16 protein-coding genes and 1 pseudogene are annotated in these 20,333 nt (G+C 69.8%); 10 read left to right on the top strand and 7 right to left on the bottom strand.

Going from position 1 to position 20,333, the window contains the following annotated elements; all coding sequences use genetic code 11:
* Window positions 1–12 precede the first annotated feature (12 nt).
* The gene (locus ASV56_RS13115; protein WP_062562522.1) at window positions 13–957 is read right to left on the bottom strand and encodes a LysR family transcriptional regulator; all 945 of its coding nucleotides are present in this window, start codon (window positions 955–957) and stop codon (window positions 13–15) included.
* A gap of 105 nt (window positions 958–1,062) precedes the next feature.
* Here ASV56_RS13115 and ASV56_RS13110 point away from each other — a divergent pair, with 105 nt between their 5' ends.
* Together ASV56_RS13110 and ASV56_RS13105 are read left to right on the top strand one after the other, a co-directional pair.
* Window positions 1,063–2,697 (top strand): amidohydrolase, encoded by a 1,635-nt coding sequence (locus ASV56_RS13110; protein WP_062562521.1) that lies wholly within the window; start codon window positions 1,063–1,065, stop codon window positions 2,695–2,697.
* Window positions 2,698–2,699: 2 nt separating this feature from the next.
* Complete coding sequence (locus ASV56_RS13105) at window positions 2,700–3,629, top strand: CobW family GTP-binding protein (protein WP_062562520.1); 930 nt, start codon at window positions 2,700–2,702, stop codon at window positions 3,627–3,629.
* A 13-nt stretch (window positions 3,630–3,642) separates the two neighbouring features.
* On the opposite strand, the gene ASV56_RS13100 is transcribed toward ASV56_RS13105, so the two are convergent.
* Window positions 3,643–5,409: a tetratricopeptide repeat protein gene (locus ASV56_RS13100; protein WP_062562519.1), complete on the bottom strand. Its 1,767-nt coding sequence runs from the start codon at window positions 5,407–5,409 to the stop codon at window positions 3,643–3,645.
* Between the two features lie 130 nt (window positions 5,410–5,539).
* On the opposite strand from ASV56_RS13100, the gene ASV56_RS13095 reads away from it, so the two are divergent.
* The 4 genes from ASV56_RS13095 to ASV56_RS13080 all read left to right on the top strand — a co-directional run bounded on the left by ASV56_RS13095 (window position 5,540) and on the right by ASV56_RS13080 (window position 9,185).
* A complete protein-coding gene (locus ASV56_RS13095) occupies window positions 5,540–6,016 on the top strand; it encodes a GNAT family N-acetyltransferase (RefSeq protein ID WP_062562518.1) in 477 nt (158 codons plus the stop codon).
* Complete coding sequence (locus ASV56_RS13090) at window positions 5,989–7,224, top strand: YcaO-like family protein (RefSeq protein WP_216635410.1); 1,236 nt, start codon at window positions 5,989–5,991, stop codon at window positions 7,222–7,224. The genes ASV56_RS13095 and ASV56_RS13090 overlap by 28 nt, the downstream gene beginning before the upstream one ends.
* Complete coding sequence (locus tag ASV56_RS13085; protein WP_062562517.1) at window positions 7,221–8,576, top strand: TfuA-like protein; 1,356 nt, start codon at window positions 7,221–7,223, stop codon at window positions 8,574–8,576. Before ASV56_RS13090 ends, ASV56_RS13085 begins: the two co-directional genes overlap by 4 nt.
* 66 nt (window positions 8,577–8,642) lie before the next feature.
* Window positions 8,643–9,185 carry a hypothetical protein gene (locus ASV56_RS13080; protein ID WP_062562516.1) on the top strand — a complete coding sequence of 181 codons (543 nt, stop codon included), beginning with the start codon at window positions 8,643–8,645 and terminating at the stop codon, window positions 9,183–9,185.
* Between the two features lie 147 nt (window positions 9,186–9,332).
* On the opposite strand, the gene ASV56_RS13075 is transcribed toward ASV56_RS13080, so the two are convergent.
* The gene (locus ASV56_RS13075) at window positions 9,333–10,367 is read right to left on the bottom strand and encodes a hypothetical protein (RefSeq protein ID WP_082724832.1); all 1,035 of its coding nucleotides are present in this window, start codon (window positions 10,365–10,367) and stop codon (window positions 9,333–9,335) included.
* A gap of 164 nt (window positions 10,368–10,531) precedes the next feature.
* Between ASV56_RS13075 and ASV56_RS13070 the strand changes: the two genes are divergently transcribed.
* From ASV56_RS13070 to ASV56_RS24465, 4 genes and pseudogenes are all read left to right on the top strand, one after another.
* Window positions 10,532–11,221: a Crp/Fnr family transcriptional regulator gene (locus ASV56_RS13070; protein ID WP_062562514.1), complete on the top strand. Its 690-nt coding sequence runs from the start codon at window positions 10,532–10,534 to the stop codon at window positions 11,219–11,221.
* Window positions 11,222–11,416: 195 nt separating this feature from the next.
* Window positions 11,417–11,962: a hypothetical protein gene (locus ASV56_RS24475; protein WP_253880025.1), complete on the top strand. Its 546-nt coding sequence runs from the start codon at window positions 11,417–11,419 to the stop codon at window positions 11,960–11,962.
* Window positions 11,929–12,348 carry a hypothetical protein gene (locus ASV56_RS24470; RefSeq protein WP_253880023.1) on the top strand — a complete coding sequence of 140 codons (420 nt, stop codon included), beginning with the start codon at window positions 11,929–11,931 and terminating at the stop codon, window positions 12,346–12,348. The genes ASV56_RS24475 and ASV56_RS24470 overlap by 34 nt, the downstream gene beginning before the upstream one ends.
* Before the next feature lie 158 nt (window positions 12,349–12,506).
* Window positions 12,507–15,302: pseudogene (locus tag ASV56_RS24465) on the top strand (ATP-binding protein); the annotation flags it as partial.
* A gap of 238 nt (window positions 15,303–15,540) precedes the next feature.
* Here ASV56_RS24465 and ASV56_RS24460 read toward each other — a convergent pair.
* The 4 genes from ASV56_RS24460 to ASV56_RS13040 are packed head-to-tail and all read right to left on the bottom strand — an operon-like array spanning window position 15,541 to window position 20,296.
* A complete protein-coding gene (locus ASV56_RS24460; RefSeq protein WP_082724831.1) occupies window positions 15,541–16,194 on the bottom strand; it encodes a sulfotransferase family 2 domain-containing protein in 654 nt (217 codons plus the stop codon).
* Window positions 16,195–16,242: 48 nt separating this feature from the next.
* On the bottom strand, window positions 16,243–17,427 hold the full coding sequence (locus tag ASV56_RS13050) for a polysaccharide pyruvyl transferase family protein (protein ID WP_062562510.1): 1,185 nt from the start codon (window positions 17,425–17,427) through the stop codon (window positions 16,243–16,245).
* A 44-nt stretch (window positions 17,428–17,471) separates the two neighbouring features.
* Window positions 17,472–18,725 carry a glycosyltransferase gene (locus ASV56_RS13045; protein ID WP_062562509.1) on the bottom strand — a complete coding sequence of 418 codons (1,254 nt, stop codon included), beginning with the start codon at window positions 18,723–18,725 and terminating at the stop codon, window positions 17,472–17,474.
* On the bottom strand, window positions 18,722–20,296 hold the full coding sequence (locus tag ASV56_RS13040; protein ID WP_062562508.1) for a hypothetical protein: 1,575 nt from the start codon (window positions 20,294–20,296) through the stop codon (window positions 18,722–18,724). The genes ASV56_RS13045 and ASV56_RS13040 overlap by 4 nt, the downstream gene beginning before the upstream one ends.
* Between the last annotated feature and the right edge of the window lie 37 nt (window positions 20,297–20,333).

The following is a 20,333-nucleotide window of genomic DNA, read 5'->3' as shown; positions in this document are numbered from 1 at the left end:
CGCCCGAATTCCTCAGAAATCCTGTGGAAGATAGGGACGCACGAAGGCGCGGTCGAATTCGCCGCGCATCGCCTGCATCTCGCAAGTGGCGATGATCGCTTCGCAAACCGGGGTCAGCTGCACGTCGCGCCGGGTCAGCACCCCGGCGCGCGGCGCGTCGTGTTCGCCGGCCAGCGGCAAGCGCACCAAGTCGCCGCGGGCATAGGTCTGCTTGCTCATCGGGCGGATGTTGAAGATGCCATAGCACATGCCGGCCGCGATCAGCGCCCGCATCATGTCGGTCGAGCGCGCCGAATAGGCCACGTTCGGCTTGAGGCCCCGCGTGGCGAACAGGTCCATCAGGTAGCGCCGCGACAGGTCCAGGTCCAGCACCACCAGCGGCTCGGGTGCCAATTGCTCCAGCGTGACGAAGCGGCCGCTGGCCAGCGGATGCGTCGCCGGCAACGCGGCATGGGGGTGGCCGACGAAAAGCGGCAGGAAGCGATAGGCCAGCTCGTTGATCAGCCCGTAGCAGAAGGCGAAATCGGCGTCGCCGGTATCGACGGCGCGCACCACCTCCTCCCAGTTGCCCTCGACCACCTCGATCATCAGGTTGGGATAGCGTTCGCGCACCTCGCACAGGATCGTCGGCAGCAGGATCGGCGCCAGCGGCGTGAAGCAGGCGATGCGGGCGGTGCCGTCGATGCGCTGCTCCAGGTCGGCGATCTTGCCGTCGAAGCGCGCCTGCGCCACCAGCAGCAGCCGGATCTCGTCGATGATCTTGCGCCCGAAGCTGGTCGCCCCGATCCCGCGCGATGGCACGCGGGCAAAGACCGGCTGGCCCAGCTGCGCCTCGATATGGTCGATGGCGGCGGCGATGGAGGAGGGCGAGACCGCCAGCGCCTCGGCGGCGGCGGTGATCGACTGGTGCCGTTCGGCCGCCTCGATATAGCGCAGGTGCTTCAGGGTGTAATGCATCCGACCCTCAGGAAAATAGCGGAAATCCCGCGCAATTATGCATTTCACGCAGGATGTTTGTCACGGCTAATCTGCCCGCAACGCCGGATCCGACGGAGAAATTGCATGATCCCGACCGTTTTTTCAGCACGCCGCATCATCACCATGGACCCGTCGCGGCCCGAGGCGACGCATGTGATGGTGTCCCATGACGGGCGCATCCTTGCCGTCGGCGGCCCCGAGGACATGCAGGACCGGGGCGAGCTGCACCATGACGACCGATTCGCCGACAAGGTGCTGATGCCCGGTTTCGTCGAGGGTCATGCCCATATGATGGAGGGCTCGGTCTGGCGCTTCACCTATCTGGGGCATTACGACCGCGTGGCCCCGGACGGGCGGCGGTGGCAGGGCATCACCAGCACCAACGCGCTGGTCCAGCGCCTGCGCGATCGCGCCGCGGAACTGGGCGACGGGCCCGTCGTCGGCTGGGGCTTCGATCCGCTTTTCGTGCCGGGCGACCGGCTGTCGCGGCTGGACCTCGACCGGGTCTCGACCACGCGGCCGGTGGTGGTGCTGCATTCCAACATGCACCTGCTGACCGCCAACAGCGTGGCGCTGGACCTGGCCGGCTATGACGAGAACACCGACGTGCCCGGCGTCATCCACACCGAGGACGGCGAATTGCACGGCGAGCTGCACGAGATGGGCGCCATGTTCCCGGTCATGCGCCGGGTCGGCGCCAGCTTCCGCGCCATGGGCGGCGATCCCGAGGCGATCTGGAACTTCGCGCGCTCGGCCTGCCGGGCGGGGGTCACCACCTCGACCGACCTGCTGAACGAGCTGGGCGACGAGGTGCTGGCCGACCTGTTCGCCACCACGGCCGACGCCGGCTATCCCTTGCGGCTGGTGCCGATGCTTTCGGCGCTGGCGCTGCCGCCCGAGGCGGTGGCCGCGCGGGCGAAGGAACTGCGGGCGCAATCGACCGACCGGGTGCGGCTGGGCGGGGTCAAGATCGTCACCGACGGCTCGATCCAGGGCTTTACCGCGCAGCTGCTGGCGCCGGGCTATCACCGCGGCACCGACAACGGCATCTGGAATATCGCCCCCGAAGCGCTGAACGTCCTGGTGGACGACCTGAACCGCCAGGGCATCCAGATGCATATCCATGTCAACGGTGACGGCGCCAGCCTGGCCGCCATCGAGGCGCTGGAAGCGGCGCTGGCCGGGCATTTCCGCCCCGACCACCGCCATGTGCTGCAACATTGCCAGATGGCCGACCGGGCGCAACTGCGCCGCATCGCCGCGTTGCAATGCTGCGTGAACCTGTTCGCCAACCACCTGTATTATTTCGGCGACAAGCATTACGAGATCACCATCGGCCCCGAGCGCGCCTGCCGCATGAACCCCTGCGCCAGCGCGCTGGAGATGGGCATTCCGCTGGCGATCCACTCCGACGCGCCGATCACGCCGCTGGCGCCGCTGGTCACCGCCTGGTGCGCGGTCAACCGGCTGACCGACAGCGGCCGGCAGCTGGGCACCTCGGAACGCATCCCGCTGGACGCGGCGCTTTACGCCATCACCCTGGGCGCCGCCCATACGCTGAAACTGGACGCCGAGCTCGGCTCGGTCGAGGTCGGCAAGCGCGCCGATTTCGCCGTGCTCGAGGACGATCCGCATGCCCTCGGCCCCGAGCACCTGCGCGAGGTCCGGGTCTGGGGAACCGTCTTCGGCGGCACCCCGGTCGCGGCCGGGTCGTTCTGACCATGGCCGCGGCGCTGCCCGTCAACCTGCTTTGCGGCTATCTGGGCGCGGGCAAGACCACGCTGCTGAACCGGCTGCTGGACCGGCAGGGCGAGCGCATCCTGGTCATGGTCAACGATTTCGGCGACATTGCGGTCGATGCGGCGCTGATCGCCGGCCGCTCGGCCGACACGATCCAGCTCAGCAACGGCTGCATCTGCTGCTCGATGGGCGGCGGGCTGTTCGACGCCTTCGAGCGGGCGCTGAGCCTGCGCGACCGGGTGGACCGGCTGGTGATCGAGGCCAGCGGCGTCGCCGAGCCGCGTCGGCTGGCCAGCTTCGCCCTGGCCGAGCCCGAGCTGGACTGCCGGGCGGTGGTGGCGGTGGCCGATCCGCAAAGCCTGGCCGAGCGGCTGACCGACCCCCGCATCGGCAGGGTTGCGGAAAGCCAGATCCGCGGCGCCGATGCCGTGTTCCTGTCGCGCGCTGACATCGCCGGCCGCGCGGCGCTGCGCCGTGCGGCGCGGCTCGTCGCCCGGCTCAACCCGCTGGCCAGCCAGCATCTGGCGCCGGACGGCGGCTTCACGCAGGCATTGGCGGCGCCCCATGACGGCCGCAGCCTTGCGGCCCTGGCCCCAAACCCCGACCATGGCCGGCTGTTCGCCAGCCGCACGATCGGCCTTGTCCCGCCCCCGGATCGCCAGCAACTCGTCGCGATCATCGACCGGCATCGGCGGGCGGTCCACCGGCTCAAGGGCTATGTCCTGCTGCCCGGCTCGGACGGTCCGCAGCTGCTGCAGCTGGCCGGGGGAGTCTTGTCGCTGGACCCGGCCGCGCCGTCCGAAGGCATGGTCGCGAACCGGCTGGTCGCCATCTCGCCGGACGCGGATGCGCTGGCGCAACTGGCCGCCGATCTCGCGCCGGCACCGTCCTGCGCGGCCCGGCCTGGTTGATCGCGGCCGGCAGTCAGGTCAGGCCCGCCTTGCGCAGCCCCTCGACGTAAAGCTCCAGGTCATCGGCATGTTTCAGCGGCGGCACCTTGCGCCAATGCGCGATGGTGAAGTTCGGATGCACCTGCATCACCGCGCGGGCATGGCGGCGCGCCTCGTCCATCTGGCCCAGCAGCGCGTGGCTGGCCGCCAGCAGCCGGTGCGCCTCGGACTGGTCGCGCATCTTGTAGAGCGTCTCGATGGTCCTGGCATAGTCGCCATGGTGGAAATAGGCATCGCCCAGGAACCACAGATAGGCGTCCGGGTAATAGGGGTTCAGCCGCATCGCCCGTTCCAGCAGTTTCACCGCGCGGTCGCCCTGCCGGACATAGGCCAGGCAGTCGCCGGTATAGGCCAGCAGGTCGGCGTCGTTGGGGTTCAGGTCCAGCGCATGCTCATAGGCGGCCAGCGCCTCGTCATGCTGCTTCTTGTAGAGATGCGCCAGGCCCATCTCGGAAAAGCCGCGCGAATCGAGGCTGTCGCATTGCACTGCCCGCTTGGCCAGGACCAGCGCCTGGTTCAGCGCCGCATCCGGGTCGCTGGTCCAGTTGTAGCGCCATTCGACGTTGAAGGTGCGCGACATCGCCGCATAGCTGCGGCCATAGCTGGGGTCGAGATCACGCGCCTCTTCGAACAGGCGCCGGGCGTGCAGGTTGGCATCGGGCAGGAAGCGCAGGCCCATGTCCTGTCCGCGCAGCACCAGCCCATAGGCGTAAAGCGCCGGATGCGCCTGTTCGGCCAGCCGGCGCCGCTCGGCGGTGTCGAGCTGGATCGCCACCCGCGCCGCGGTCATCGCGGTCACGTCGTCCTGGAAGTCGAAGATGTCCTGCATCACGCCGTCATAGCGTTCGGACCAGATGACGTTCTCGGATTCCGCCTCGGCCAGATCGACGGTGATGCGCAGCCGGTTGCCGGCCCGGCGGAACCCGCCGGTCAGCAGATAGCGCACGCCCAGCCGGCGGCCGATCTCGCGCAGCGAGGTGGTCTGCGCCGCGGCCAGGACCGAGGAATGCCGCGCGATCACCATCAGCTGCCGGAACCGGCTGAGATTGGTGATCAGGTCGGCGACGATGCCCTGGCACAGATGCCGGTCGCGGGGATCGGCCGAGAGATTCTCCATCGGCAGGATCGCCAGCGAGGCGTCGGGCTGGCTGGGATCGGTGCGCCGCAGCAGGTCGCGGGGCAGGGGGGTCGCGGGTGCGGCGGCGGGGGCCGGAGGCAGCACGGCATAGACCTCGACCGGGGCCGAGATGTTCTTCAGCCGCCGCCGCCCCAGCGAGCGCAGCGCCAGTTCGGCATTGTCGCGCACCATGCGGTAGACCGTCTCGGTGACGCAGATGCCGCCGGGATCGGCGAAGCTCTGGATCCGCGCCGCCAGGTTGACGCTGTGGCCATAGACCCCGTCCCGGCCCTCGAATGTCTCGCCCAGCGAGATGCCGACGCGCCAGGCGATCGGCTCGCGCGCCTCGGCCCAGGCGGATTCGCAGGACAGTTCGCGCTGCATCTCGATGGCGAAATGCAGCGCCTGGTGGACGTCCTCGAACACGGCGACCAGCCCGTCCCCGGCGGTATTGACCACGGTGCCGCCGTAATCGCCGACCAGATTGCGGATCAGCGCCAGCGAGCGCGTCAGCCGCAGGATGGTTCCCGCCTCGTCCTGCTCGATCAGCCGGGTATAGCCGTGGATATCGGCATAAAGCACCGCCTGAAGCCGGGGGCCGGTCAAACCGGGCTGTTCGGTCATGGCTTGTCCAAGGCTCCTTTCGATGGCACCGAGAAAGGCGCAGGCGCCCGGCCTGTCAAGCCCGGATCGCGCCGCCGCGTCAAGTCAAGCGGCCCCGTGACAGCCGCCGGCACGGGTCTATAATGCCGCCATGACCTATGACCGGCACCCTATTCCGCAATTCGGCCTGCGTCCGGCGCATCCCGAGGAGTTTCCCTTTGCCGAGGCGATCCATATCGACGCGATGCGGCCCCTGATGCAGCAGCTGGACGCCTGGGACGAGCCGATGCGCCGGGCGGCGATCCGGCGCTCGTTCAAGGCGGCGGATTCCCGCATCATCACCCTCGAGGGCAGGGACATCGGCTGGATGCAGGTCACCGAGCGCGATGCCGACTACAACCTGGCGCAGCTGCAACTGCTGCCGGACTACTGCGGCCGGGGCATCGGCTCGCGCATCCTGCGCGACCTGCTGCACCGGGCCGCGGCCGAGGGCAGGACCGTCTCGCTGTCGGTGGTGCGGACCAACCGCGCCATCGGGCTTTACCTGCGGCTGGGCTTTCGCATGATCGACCCAGACGCGACGCCGATCCTGGACATGGTCTGGACGCCCGAAGGATTGCGGCGCTGACGCCCGAGGCCGCGACCAAGGCCTATCGCCGCGGCTGCCACCGCGGCGTCGCCCCTGCGCAGACCGTGGCGCGGGTCCGGCCGCTGATGGCGCGGATGGGCATCACCCGCATCGCCGACGTGACCGGGCTGGACCGGATTGGCGTGCCGGTGGTGATGGTCTGCCGGCCGAACGCCCGCTCGCTGGCGGTGTCGCAGGGCAAGGGGCTGGACCTGGATGCCGCCACCGCCTCGGGCCTGATGGAGGCGGCCGAGCTTTACCACGCCGAGCACATCGAGGCGCCGCTGAAGCTGGGCAGCCTGAACGAGCTCGCGCATTCTCATGCCATGATCGACGTGGACCGGCTGGCCCGGATCTCGGACCGCTTCCACCGCGACCTGCCGATGCTGTGGATCGAGGGGCGGGACCTGCTTTCGGGGCGGTCGCGCTGGCTGCCCTTCGAATGCGTGCGGGCGAACTTCACCCTGCCGCCGCCGCCCGGCAGCGGCTGCTTTCCCTGCGGCAGCAACGGCCTTGCCTCGGGCAATACCATGGCCGAGGCGACCTGTCACGCCCTCTGCGAACTGGTCGAGCGCGACGCCACCACGCTGTGGCACCTGCTGCCGCCCGAGCGCCGGGCCGCGACCGGGCTGGACCTCGCCAGCGTCGACGACCCCGCCTGCCGCGCCGTGCTGGACCGAATGCGGGGGGCGGGCTTCGACGTGCATGTCTGGCAGCTGGCCGGCGACATGGCGGTGCCGGCCTTCTACTGCCTGCTCTCGGACCGGCGCGAGCCCGGATCGCATCACGGCATCGGCGCCGGCGCGCATCCCGCGCGCGCCATCGCGCTGCTGCGCGCCCTGACCGAGGCGGCGCAGGTGCGCTGCACCTATATCTCGGGGGCGCGGGACGATCTGCGCCCGGAGGACTTCAGCCCGCATGAACTGTCCCGCAAGGCGCGGCGGGCCGCCGAGATGCGCGCCAACCACCGGCCGGCGACGGATTTCGCGGCGGTGGAGGAGTTCCTCTCGCTGGATTTCGCCGAAGACCTGGACTGGCTGCTGTCGCGCCTGCGCGCGGTCGGCATCGACGAGGCGGTGGCCGTGGACCTGCGCAAGCCGGGGCTGGACCTGCCGGTCGTCCGCCTGGTGGTGCCGGGGCTGGAGGCGCCCCACGACCATCCCGGCTGGCGGCCCGGCCCCCGCGCCGCCGGGCAGGCCGCGCCATGAGCGTGATCGTCTTTTCCGGCCCCTCGCTCAGCGCGCGCGACCGTGCCGCCTTTCCGCAGATCCGCTTCCTGCCGCCCGCGCAGCAGGGCGACCTTTACCGCGCCGCGCGGGGGCGGCCGGTGGCGATCGGCCTGATCGACGGCCGTTTCGACGGCGTGCCCGCGGTCTGGCACAAGGAGGTGCTCTGGGCGATCTCGCAGCGCATCGCCGTTTTCGGCGCCGCCAGCATGGGCGCCCTGCGCGCCGCCGAGCTTGCCCCCTTCGGCATGCGCGGCGTCGGACGGATCTTCCGGGATTTCCGCGACGGCCTGCTGACCGACGACGACGAGGTGGCGCTGCTGCACGGGCCGGCCGAGACCGGCCATGCCGCGCTGAGCGAGCCGATGGTCAATATCCGCGCCACCGTCGCCGCGGCGCGGGCGGCGGGCATCGTCGACGATGCGGGTGCCGCGCATCTGCTCGCCACCGCCAAGGCGCAGTTCTATCAGCAACGCGACTGGCCCGGCGTCCTGGCGGCCGCGGCCCGGCTGTCCCCCGCCATGCGTGACCGCCTTGCGTCCTGGCTGCCGGGCGGCCGCATCGACCAGAAACGCGCCGACGCGCTGGAGTTGTTGCACGAGATCCAGGCGCATGCCGCGCGCGGCGAGCTGGCCCCGGCACCGGATTTCGCCTTCGAATGGACCGAGGCCTGGGCCAATGCGCCCTGGCTCGCGGCGCATGAGCAGGGCGCCGGGGCGACGGATGCGCTGCTGCTCGATGCGCTGCGCCTGCGGGGCGAGCCCTATCTGGAGTTGCGCCGCGCCGCCCTGCTGCAGCACCTCGCCGCCGAGACTGCCGCGCGCGCGCAGCGCGGGCCGGATCCGGCGCGCATCGCCCAGGCCGCGCTGGAGTTTCGCCTGCCGCGCGGCTTGCTGCGCGGCCAGGACATCGAGCGCTGGGCGGTCGAAAACGGCCTGGACCGCGCAGGGTTCGACCGGCTGATGGCCCGGCTGGCGACGGTCGAGGCGATGGCGCAGGACCGCGACGCGGCGCTGGGGCCGGCGATCCTGGACCAGCTTCGGCTGGACGGCGGCTATGCCGCCCTGCGCGAGCGTATCGCCGGCTGCGCCGATCCCGATCCGCCGCCGCTGCCCGTGCTGCTGGCCTGGTATTTCCGCACCCGCCTTGGCCGCGACCTGCCGGAGGACCTGGAGGACCATGCCCGCAGCCTCGGTTTCCGTGATCTCGGGCATTTCCATGCCGCGCTGGCGCGGGACCATGCGCTGTGGCTGCAAGACGGGCAGCCGCCGGCTGACGATGCGGGTGCCGGGCGACAAACCCATCGACAGCGGCCGCCCGGCACCGTAACCTGAAGCTCCGGGCCCGCAGGCCTTGCCCTGCGCGGCGGCGGAAAAAATCCCTTCCTGGCGGAGGTTCCGATGCCCGAGACCTTGCTGAGCCCCTCGAACCTGCTGCTCTTCGGTCGCGTGGTCGAGGATTTGCAGATCCGCCCGCCCTCGGCGCAGGGCAAGCACGACGATCCGCGGCACGGACCGTTCCCCCAGCCCCGCGGCGGCACGCCCGGCCAGCTGGAACGGCAATTGCAGGCCGAGGACGCGAATTTCGCCCGCATTTACGGCTTTGCCTTCGAGGGGCTGTATCACGTCCTGCCGCGCCCGGCGCTGTTTCTGGTGCACGGGCCGGGGCTGGATGCCGGCGAGGCGATGTCGCAGCTGCGCCTGCCGCAGGCCGCCCCGACCGACAAGACCGAGCGCACTGGCGGCGGGCGCGGGCTTCCCCAGCCCGACGACCTGATGGTCTGGTCCTATGACAAGGCCGATTACACCATCCGCCTGGACGTGCATTCGGGCATGTTCGAGCAATTGCTGCTGGACCCGCGCGGTGGGCCGGATCGCGGGATGAGCGTCCACGGCATGAGCGTGCAGGGCATGAGCGCCCGCAGCGACGGCAAGGAGGACTAGCCACGCCCACGGCCGCCGCCCTTTTCCGCGGCGGCTGGACAATCCGGGGGAATGCGGGTCAGGATCGGCATGATCCTGACCCTTCTCTCAGAGATACGTTAAAACAGGGAAATGGTTAAATACTCTGAAATTTCTGCAAAGGGCGCATCAGGCCCGGACCATTGCCCCGACTTCCCCGCCGGTGCGGCCCCCGATCCGGGCGGCGGGACAGGCCGCCGGGCTGTCCGGAACCAGGGCCGGCGGATCGGCCAGCACCCTTGCCGCCGCCTGCCACAGCGGCGCTTCGGCGGCGATCAGCTGCCGCGCGGCAGCCTTGCCCTGCGGGCGCTGGGCGGATCGGGCCAGGACCCGGTAATCGGCGACAAGCCCGCCCAGCAGCCGCTCCAGATCCTGCATGGCCTGTTCCAGCCGCTGGGTCACGCGGGACTGGCTGGCGGTCTGGGTCGCAACGGACAGGGCCATGGCAATCTGCGGCGCAGCTTCGCGCAGCGGCCGGTATTCCTCGGACAGTCCGGCAAGCAGCCCGACCAGGTGCTGCAGGCGGCCGGCCGTCGGGCCAAGCTGGCGGGCGATCTCGTCACGCGACAGCAGGGTCGCGGCCGCCTGGCTTTCCAGCCGGACCAGCACCTGCGCCAGGTCCTGGCGCTCTGTCACCGCCATGCCGTCGCCGCGCTCGACGAACGCCTCGATCGCCGCGGCAAGCGCGAAGGCGGCCGGTTCGATCCGGGCGCAGGCGCGGATCATCGGGCCGTCGGCGCCTTCCAGGCGCTGCAATTCGACCGCCAGCGCGCCCCAGAGCCGCTGCTCGCTCATCCGGATCACCCCCGCCCTGTTGTGCGGCGAACGGCTGCGGCCGCGCAGTGATGCGCGCGCGTGATCCAGATTGGCGGCGACGCCGTTCAAAAGCGGCGCGGGATCGGCCCGCGGCGCCTCGGCCAGCGTGGCGGCCAGATCGGCCGCGTCCTCGACATGGGTCATCACCGACTGGACGCGCGGCAGCAATTGCTCGAGGCAATAATGCGACATCGCGCGCAGGCTGGCCTGACCATCGACAGCCGCGTGGGCCATGACCCCGGCCCCGCCGGCGAGGATCTGCGGCAGATCGCCCTGAAAACGGGCGCGCACCTGCACATGCAGGGCAGCCATGGTCAATTGACGCAGCAGGCCGGTGATCGCAGCCAACGGGTCCTTGGCAAAACATGGTGCGGAATGTCCGGTCGACATGAAACACGCCCTCTGGTTGCTGGATTTGGCCCCGATCCTGGCACAACCGCCGCCGCGGTTCTGTGCGCGGGCGCACAAAGCCTGGCCTTCTTGGGTAAAAGATTGAAGAGTAAGGGGAAAGCATGAAGCGGATTCTGGATTTGGCCGAGCTGCCGTGGTTCGTCGGACTGCCGGGCGAGGTTCTGGCCGGAATCGAGGCCGGTTCGCGCCGCCGCCATGTCGCCCGTGGCCAGCTGATCCTCGAACGGGGCGACCCCGGAAATTCCGTGCTTTTCGTCCTGTCGGGGCGCGTCCTGGCCGTGCAATGGACGCCGAGCGGGCGCGAGATCGTCTATAGCGAGATCGCCGCGGGCAGCGCCTTCGGCGAGCTCTCGGTGCTGTCCGGGACACCGCGCTCGCTGTCGCTCTACGCGCGCACGGCCTGCGTGCTGCTGGAGATGCCGGGTCCGCTGCTGACCGGGCTGATGGAGACGCAGCCGCTGGTCCGGCAGGCGGTGATCCAGGGGCTGGTCCGGCGGATCCACGACCTGACCGAGCGGGTGCACGAGCTGACCTCGCTGGATGTCGAGGAGCGGCTGCGTGCCTATCTGCTGCGCGTCTCGCTGGAGGACGGCGGGCTCGAGCCGGGGCACCGGATGCCCGATCCGCCGACCCATGCGGAAATGGCCAATATGATCGGCGCCAATCGCGAGGCGGTCAGCCGCGTGCTGGCCAAGCTCAGCCGCGCGGGCATCATCGAATCCGGGCGGAAATACCTGCGCATCCTGCAGCCCGACGCCCTGATCCTGGACGAGATGGGCAAGGACGGTTGACCCGCGGCAGCAGCGCGGACCGGAACCCGCTCCCTTCGAGGTGACCACCGCGTCGGCGCAAATGGATGCCCCATCATCAACCAATCCGCGCCGCCGCCCGAAGAGCTGCTGGCGCTGAACATCTATGTCCAGCAGGGCGACGATGCCGCGGCCCAGGCCGAGCTGCGCCGGCTGCGGCTGAAATATCCGCAATGGGTGCCCCCGGTCGAGCCCGGCAAGCTGGTGGCCGAGCCGGTGCCGCAGGCCGAGATCGACCAGTTCTATCGCCAGATCGCGGCGGGCCAGGCCGACGAGGCGCGCGAGACCCTGGCTCGCGCCCGGCGCGACAATCCCGGCTGGACCCCGCCGCCCGACATGGTCGCGCAGCTGGAGACGGCCGAGGGGCAGCGCGCGCTGGACAGCGCCCTGACCGGCGGCGATGTCGCGGCGGCGCGCAGCGTGGCGGCGCGGACGCCGGGGCTGTTGCGCTGCGACCGCATCAACAACGCTTGGCGCATCGCCGAGGGCCAGGCTGCGCAGCATGGCCGCCCAGGTCTCGAGCCGCTTCCCGGCCGAGGCGGGGCGCTTCGATGCCGTGCTGCAACGGCTGCTGGCCGCGCGCGCGGCGCGGCGAAAGCCCGGCGCAATGCGCGGTCCGCACCGCCGGGGCGCGGACCGCCGGCACGGTGCTGGAGCGGGCCTGGTGCGTCTACAACCTGGACCGGACCATGGACGCCATGGCCGACTTCAAGGCGGCGCTGACGGGGCGGCTGAACGCCCAGCAGCGCCGCGATGCGCAATACGGCCTGGCGCTGTCCTATCTGAAGCTGGGGATGAGCGAGCCGGCCTCGCAGATCGCCGCCACCGCCGATTTCGACCGCCGCCAGCGCGTCGACGTCGAGCGCCAGATCCTGGACCAGCGCGGCGTCGCCGCCTACAAGGCCCGCCGCTTTCGCGATGCCATCCGCTATTTCGACGCGATCGAGCAGGTCACCGGCTCGCTGCGCCGCAATCTGGGCATCCTGCGCGCCTATGCCTATCTGAACGCCGGCAACCAGCCCCGCGCCCTGGCCGAGTTCCGCCGCCTGAACAGCGAGCTTTCCACCGCCGAGACCCGGCGCGGCCTGCGGGCGGCGGCGGGGAACTGACCCCGCGCGCCGCCGGCGCCCTGTTGTTTTCCTCGTATCCCGGTTTCGCATGCATTTCCCGGCCCGGGCCCGTCCGGCCTGCCGGGTCCACGGACGGAGAAGACATCGTGAACCGGCGGCGCCCAAGCCTGTCCCTCAGCCTGCAATTCGCCCTGGTGATGCTGTGCTTCGTGCTGATCGTGGGCACGATCAGCGCCTTCGGCTATGGCGCCGTCCGCACCCTGACCTCGGCCCAGGACCGGGTGCGCGACGTGGCCATCGGCCTGACCGCCATCGAGACGACCGAGCGCGCCATGCTGGCGCGCGAGATCGCGCTGGTCCAGGCCCTGATCGTCCGCACGCCGGAGGGGCGCGCCAGCTTCGACAAGGCCAACCGCGACGCGGACCGGGCGCTGCAGACGCTGCTGTCGCTGCCGGCGCCCAATGCCCAGGCGCTGACCGACGTCATCGCCGTGCAGACCGCCAGCACGCAATGGCTGAACCGGCAGGCGCTGCCGCTGCTGGCGCGCGCCGCGGAAAAGGGCGTCAGGCCGGGGACGCTGCTGGCCGGCTATCTGGCGCAGTCGCCGCTGGGCGGCAGTACGCAGATCGCCGCCGAGTCGATTTCGCGGCTCAAGAGCCTGGTCGAGGACATGCTCCGGCAGGCCCGGCTGGACCGCGACCAGGCGTTGCGGCGGATGCACAACATGGGCGCCGTCGCCGCGCTGGTCGTGGTGGTGGCGGCGCTGGCGGCCTTCGTGATCCTGCACCGGCGCATCAGCCATCCCTTGCGCCAGCTGGCCATGGCGATGGGGCGGCTGGCGCAGGACGATCGCGATGTGCCGATCCCCTTCCAGGACCGCCAGGACGAGATCGGCGCCATGGGCCGCTCGCTGCTGATCTTTCGCAACCTCGCCGCGGCGCGCGCCGAGGACCTGGAGATCCGGGGCGCGCTGACCCGGCTCTCGGCCGCCGTGCAGGCCCAGGACGACCTGCGCGGCTTTGCCCAGGCGGCGCTCAGCGCGCTGGCGCGCGAGCTTGGCGCCGAGGTGGCGGTGTTCTTTTCCTATGACGCGGCGCGCGACAAGCTGTGGCGCTTTGCCACCTATGGCTATCGCGCCGAGGCGGGCACGCCCAACGCCTATGCCATGGGCGAGGGACTGATCGGCCAGGTCGCGCGCGACCGCCGGGTGCGCATCCTCTCGGGCCTGCCGGACGATTACGTCAAGGTGCATTCCGGCACCGGCGAGGGCCGCCCGCAGCTGGTGCTGCTGACCCCGGTGCTGCTGCGCGACCGGCTGATCGGGGTGATGGAATTCGCAGCGTTGCAGCCCCTTGCCAGCATCTATGGCCGCATCCTGCAAGAGGCCATCGAGATCGTGGCGCGGCCGCTGGAAAATCTGGAGCGCGCACTGGAGACCAGGGAGCTGCTGACTCAGAGCCTGCGCCAGACCGAGGAGCTGCAAGCCGCCGAGGAGGAGCTTCTGGCGCAGCAGGAGGAATTGCAGGCCACCAACGCCGAGCTGGCCTGCCGCACCAACCAGCTGGAAGAGACCCAGAAGGAGGCGCTGGCCCGGGCCGAGGAGCTGGAGCGCACCAGCCAGTTCAAGTCGCGCTTCCTGACCAATATGTCCCACGAACTGCGCACGCCGCTGAACAGCATGCTGATCCTGGCCCAGGATCTGGCCGCGAATGCCGGGAAAAACCTGCAAGCCGACCAGATCGAGGCGGCGGAGGTCATCCATGCCAGCGGCATCAGCCTGCTGCGGCTGATCAACGAGATCCTGGACCTGTCCAAGATCGAGGCCGGCAAGATCGAGGTCCATCGCGAGCCCATGGCCTCGCGCCAGCTGGTCCAGACGCTGGAGCACGGCTTCCGCCCGCTGGCCGCGCAGAAGGGCGTGGATTTCACCATCACCTGCGCCGAAGGCCTGCCCGAGATCCTGCACACCGATGCCGGGCGGCTGGAGCAGATCGCCAACAACCTGATCGGCAATGCGCTGAAATTCACCCGCGCCGGCCAGGTCCGGGTGCGGCTGGCGCCCGAGGATGGCGGCCGCAGCCTGTCGATGGTCGTCTCGGACACCGGCATCGGCATTCCGGCCGAGAAGCTCGAGGCGATCTTCCAGCCCTTCGAGCAGGTCGATGGCAGCACGCATCGCCAGTTCGGCGGCACCGGGCTGGGGCTTGCGATCTCGCGCCAGCTGGCGATGCTTCTGGGCGGCGATCTGGCGGTGGAAAGCACGTTGGGCCAGGGCTCGGTCTTCCGGCTGACGATCCCGGTCGCGGCCGAGGCCGGCATGCCCGCCGAGGCTGTGCGGCCGCTGCCGCCGGCTCCGGCTCCGGTTCCGCGGCAAGGGCGCGGCCGGCGGGTGCTGGTGGTCGAGGATGACGAGGGCACGCAAAAGGCGCTGCTGCAGCTGATGGCGCGCGCGGCGATCGAGGCGCGCTCGGCCCTCACCGCCGAAGAGGCGCTGGCGCTGTGCCGGAGCCGGGATTTCGACTGCGTGATCCTGGACATCGGCCTGCCGGGCCTTTCCGGCTTCGACCTGCTCGAGCGGCTGGCGCAGACGGGCCGTGCCGTGCCGGTCGTGATCTATTCCGCCCGCGACATCCAGCCCGTCGAGATCCTGCGCCTGCGGGCCCATACCGACAGCATCGACTGGCTGTCCAGCGATCCGCGGCGCATCGACTATGTCGTCGATCAGCTCTGCGTCCCGGTCAGCCAGCTGTTCCGCGAGCCCGGCACGCTGGGCGAGCTGCGCCGGCTGGTCTTTCCCGCGCTGAGCAGCTTTCCGGCCATCACCGTCTGGCATGCCGGCTGCGCGGCCGGGCAAGAGGCCTATTCCATGGCGATCCTGCTGGACGAGGCCGGGCTTCTGCCCCGCAGCCGCATCTTCGCCAGCGACATTTCGGCCGGGGCCTTGGCGCAGGCGGCACGCGGATTGGTGCCGGCCGCCCAGCTCGGCGGGGCCGCGCCGCGCTATCGGGCCAGCGTTCACCTATACCAGCGAGCAGAGTTTCGGTGGCACGGCTGGAGAGCTGCGCTGGCTGCGTACGGCCGTGGCCGATCTGGCGATCGTCATCGGCAAGTCCATCGACCTGACGGGTTCCGATTTTCTGCTGTAGATTTCCGCAGTTGGTGGAACCGGCCGTTCGAGTCGTCGTCGGTCGAAAGGCTTCATCCTTCGCACCTCCATGACCGGCCCTGCGCTATTGGCTCAGCCCGGCCTTTTCGGCCCAGCGAAAATCCGCCCGGTAAAGCTGGAGCAGGCTCTCGCGCGCATTCGCGCCGAGATCGCCGGGCGCCAGCTTGGGACCGCCGCGCTGTTCATGGGGCAGGTGCAGGGTGCGGCCGGTCCGCGCCTCCATGTCGCGCACAAGCTGCGGCAGCTCGGACATGAGATAGATCCGCTGGAAATAGCCCGGTTCGCGCCCCAGGAAACTGACCTGTGGCGCGACATGATGCCGGATCGAGGGCGAGAATTCGCGATAGAGCTCGATCCGTTCGACGAAAGTATCCAGATCCGGATCGGGCAGGGCCCCCGCCGCCTGCGCCTGCTGCGAAAGCATTCCCGACGACAGCTCCCTGAAATGCAGCACGCGGTTCGAATAGCAGGACAGGAAGCGGGCGATCGGATCGCGATAGACCGCGAACCGCCAGAAGTCCTGCAATTGCCCGGTGTTCTGGCGGTTGAAGGGCTGGGTGCCATAGAAGTTGTGGATATGGAACATCTGCCCATGCCGCTGCATCGGCTTGAAGGGCACGCCGTTCTCGATCTCGAAGAACATCGTCTTGATCGAGGTGCAGGCGGCTTTCGGCACCGGGAAATAGGCGATGCGTTGCTTAGGCAGGATCAGGGCCATCGTGGTATCCTTTGCCCCCGGCAGGCGTGCCGGGGGCGAGGTTGGGGGTCAGGCGACCTGCTGCTCGGCGTCCGCGGCCTCGGCTCCGGCCGCGATCTGCGCCAGATAGGGGGCCGGGGTCAGCCCGGTGCCGCGCAGGAAGTCGATATAGCGCGCGCATTTCTGCGCCCGGAAGCGGTCGTAGGCCGCGCCGTCGAAGGGCAGAAGCTCGCGCAGGCGGGCGCGGGTCAGCGGCTGCTTCAGGTCCTTGGCGCGCAGGAAGGGCACGCCGGTTTCGCGGCACATTTCCTCGGTCCGGGTGTCGATGGTGATGGTGCAGGCCATGCGCTCGGCCTGGATCGCCAGCTGCGCGCCGTGGAAGCGCGGCCCGATCAGCAGGTCGTGGCGGCGCAGCTCGTCCATCCAGGCGGGCACGTCGTAATAGGACCGCGCATAGTTCAGCGCCCAGTCCTTGAACTGCTCGGGCGTGTAATGCGGAACGGTGTGGCGGTGCAGCCGCTCCATCGCATCGGGCTCGATCTCGTCGAAGGCGCCGCGCGACAGCTTGATCATGTTGCCCATCGACTGGACGATGTAGACGCCGGGGAATTGCGGATCCATCATCATGGCGATGAGCTGCTGCTCGATCTCGCGGGTGTCGCGCCAGGCTTCGTGCCCGCCCGCCACGGCGATGCGCCGCGGCAGCGGGTTGCTTTCCCAGTTCGCCTGGATCCGCAGGCCCAGGTCGGGCCGGGGGTTGATGAAATGCGACGGGCAGCCATTCGCGATGGTCTGGGCCCCGGTCAGCTTTTCGATCTGCTCGGACGTATAGGGGCCGCGGGTATAGATGTTCTGGATGCCATGCCGGCGACCGTTCTCGATCAGCACGTCGAGCCAGGCGCGGGTGCCTTCGGTCAGCTCGACATCCGCGCCGAATTCCTTGGCCTGGGCGCCCAGGCCGATGGCGACGATGGGCTTGGTCACTTGCGCCAGGTTCTTCGCCAGGCCACCCAGGTCGGTGTGCTTGCCCAGCTGGTTGGCGCAGGGGATGACGACGCAGTCCACGCTTTCATTCAGCAGCGCGGGCCGGGCGTGCCACGGGAAATATTTCACCTCGGCATCGATCTGGCTGCGGACGGCATGCACGAAGGCAAGGTTGCCGTTGTTATGGCCGACCTTGCGATACAGCGCGTCGAAGTCGGAGTTCGAGTAAAGCCCGCAATTTTCGCTTTCCCAAAGAAGGCCGATTTTCATGATGCATTCCCTTGTAATGGACATCGTCCGATAGAAGATTTGACTTAGCCGGCCTTTTGCAGGCTGCCCTTGGCCGGGCCCGTGCAGGCCCGCAGCCACTCCTGATGGAACCCGGCCAGGTCCAGCGGCGGGGTGATCCGGGCCTTGTGCTCTGCCAGTGCCTGCGCGTCGCCGTGCACCGACAGGATCGCCGCGGCCAGCGCGGTGGCGTCGGCGGTGCGGAACGGGATGCCCCAGCCGGCGGTCTTTTCCGCCATGCCGCCGATGTCCGAGGCGATCATCGGCGTGCCGGCCGCGCGCGCCTCCTGGATCACCACCGGCGAATTTTCCCACCAGACCGAGGGGATGATGATCCAGCCATAGCCGCGCATGATCTGGACGCCGTCCTGCGGGCGATAGCGGCCGCAGAAGCGCACGCATTCTGGCACCTTCAGGTCCGGCCACATGCGGCGGAAACCGGCCTCGTCGAGGCCGTGGATCTCGATCGCCAGCGGCTGGTCGCTGTCATGGCCCTGCGCCTCGATCAGCGCGGCGGCGCGGATCAGCACGTCCAGACCCTTGGTCGGCGTCGCCTGGCCGAAGAAGGCGAAGCGGCCGCTCTTGCGCAGCAGGTCATCCTCGGTCTCGGGCAGCGGGTCCGCGGCATGGTCGAGGCCGTTCTCGATCACCGCGATGCGGCCGGGGGCGATGCCCCAGTCCTCGAACCGGTCGCGCAGGAATTCGCTGGGCGACAGCAGCTGGTCGAAGACCCCCAGCATCTCTTGCATGCGCGCCCGGCGCAGCACGAAATCGGCGGGCGGGCGTTGCAGGCAGGCGGCGCAGGCGACCTCGCTTGCGGCATGGCAGAGCTCGCCCGAGCGTTTCACCATCTGGCCGTGGTTGGCGCAGATCGCGGTCATTTCGTGCAGGGTGCAGAGGAAGCGCGCCTCGGGCAGCGCCGCCCGCAGCCGCCGGATCGTGCCGGCGCCGATGTTCCAGAAATGGTGGAAGTGATAGATGTCGGCGCCGAAGGACAGCAGGAACTCGACCAGCCAGTCCTCGTCCGCGATGCGGGCGTGCTCCATCTGGAAACCGTCCATGCCGCGGCCCTGCAGGCAATAGTCGCGCGGGCCGAAGGCGATGACCTGCTGGCTGCGGCCGAAGAACTTGTCGCTGTCCTCGGGGCCGATGGTCGAGCCGACGAAATGCGCGTCCTCGCCCAGCGAGAGCAGGTGCTGGAACTGGCGATAGGCCGCGACCTCGCCGCCGCCGTAGCGCAGGTTCGGATGGGAATGCGAGACGATGACGATGCGGCTCATGCGGCGGCCTCCATCAGCTTGCGGCTTTCGGCATCGTAGAGATGCAGGTCCAGACCGCCGGGCAGGGTGCGGGCAGAGGGTCCGGCGCGGCCGGCGAAATACGGCATGCCGCCCAGGATCTCGGCACCGGCCAGATCGGCGCGCAGCAGGCGCTCGGCGATGTGGCGCAGCCGGGCTTCCTGGGTCAGGAAGGCCTGGGGCGCGCGGGCCAGCATGGGTTTCAGGCCGGCGGTCGGGCCGCTCAGGGCAAAGGGCAGCAGGTCGCGCTGGAAGCGCGCGGCCGGATCGCCGGCAGCTGCGCCGCCGTCGCGGCCGATGGCGCCGATCGGGTCGAGCAGCGTCAGGTGAAAGGGCATCTGCGCGGTGCCGCGGGCAAAGACGCCGGCGCCGGCATCGATCTGGAACAGGGTCGAGCTGCGGCCGAAGAGCAGCGTCTCGGGCAGGGCGGCCTGCAGGTCCAGCGCCATGCCCGAGCCGGCAAGCCGCAGCCCCTGCGGCAGTTCGCGGGCGGCGCCCTCGATGGCCTCGACCAGGACACTGCCGAGCCGGTCGCGCAGCAGGAACAGCTCGACCGGGCGGCCCAGCCTCTGGCCGGTGCGGCGCAGCACGTCGCGCAGGTCGATGTCGGGCAGGTCATGGTCCAGAAGCAGCAGCACCGGGCCGCTGCGCGGCCAGGGTGCGGCGGCGGCCGGCGGCTGCCAGGCCGGCATCGGCGGCAGCATGGCGGCGCGCAGCCCGGTCTTGTGCGCCGGATCGGGCAGGTCGATCTGGACCTGGCACAGCTCGGCCGCGAAATCGGTCGGCGGCCGCGGCCCGGCCGGAGCCAGCACCCCGGCGGCGTTTTCCTGGCCGGGGATCACGAACAGCACCTGCACCTGGCCGCGGACCGGCTGCGGCATGAGGAAAGCGCCGGCAAAGCCGTCGCTGCCGGTAAACAGATAGCGGCCGCCATAGGGTTCCAGGTCCGTGCGCGACAGGGCGCCGGCGAAAAGCGCGACCCGGCACAGCTGCTGGTCGTCCAGCGCCAGCGCCGTCAGCGGCTGGACCTGTCCCATCGCCGGCAGGAACCAGCCCGAGACCAGGCCCTGTCCCGCCGGATCGGTCAGGCAGCGGTCGACGCCCAGGCCGAACTCGTCGCTCTCGCGCGGCAGCAGCGGCGCGAAACGCAGGCGCGTCACCGCGGCCTGCGCCACCTCGCCGGTCGGCATGGTCAGTTCGCCCGCCGCCAGCAGGCGCAGCCAGGCGAAGAACAGCTCGTCCACGCCGATCTCGACCAGGCGCTGCTGGTCGGTGACCAGGCGTTCGGGCTGGATCTCGGTGAATTCCTGGCCGGATTTCACATGCACCGTGGCATTGCCGGCCATGTCGATGCCGGCCAGATCGAAGACCGCGAGCACGCCGAACCGCTCGGCGGTGCGCAGGTCGCGCCGCGCATGCCGGGTCACCAGACGGGGGGCAAGCCGCGTCTCGTCGATGTAGAGTTCCAGATCGAGCCAGTGATCGCTGCTCCAGCCGGCGACAACCAGCATCGCTTCGCCATCGCCAAAGCAGAAATCCATGTTCAGGGCCAAGACCGTTTCCTTTGTCGGCAGGGGGGTCGTGCCGCGC

The sequence above is a fragment of the Paracoccus aminovorans genome (genome assembly GCF_001546115.1).
Taxonomy (GTDB): domain Bacteria; phylum Pseudomonadota; class Alphaproteobacteria; order Rhodobacterales; family Rhodobacteraceae; genus Paracoccus; species Paracoccus aminovorans_B.
This window is presented reverse-complemented; position numbering and strand designations above follow the sequence as displayed.